The organism is Bacillus cereus group sp. BfR-BA-01379, assembly GCF_022663605.1.
Taxonomy (GTDB): Bacteria; Bacillota; Bacilli; order Bacillales; family Bacillaceae_G; genus Bacillus_A; species Bacillus_A mobilis.
This window is the reverse complement of record NZ_JAKUFT010000283.1, coordinates 1-243: the sequence shown is the minus strand read 5'-3', so window position 1 is coordinate 243 and position 243 is coordinate 1. Positions and strand designations below refer to the sequence as shown.

Genomic DNA, 243 nt, shown 5'->3' with positions numbered 1-243 from the left:
AAGGATGGAGTTCAGAAATTGGCAGATGGATCTAATAAGTTACAAGATGGCTCCGGAAAAGTGACAGCAGGTTTAAATACGTTAAATAGCAAAAACGGTATAGGGAAATTACAAGATGGATCAGGAAAAGTAACAGCAGGTTTAAATACGTTAAATGGCAAAACAGGTGAAATGCAGACGGGGATCGGGAAATTAGTAGACGGATCAGGAAAAGTAACGAACGGTTTAAATACGTTAAATAGC

1 protein-coding gene is annotated in these 243 nt (G+C 38.3%); it reads left to right on the top strand.

Going from position 1 to position 243, the window contains the following annotated elements:
• On the top strand, nt 1–243 hold a 243-nt coding region (locus MR113_RS27875), incomplete at both ends, for a hypothetical protein (RefSeq protein ID WP_242257517.1).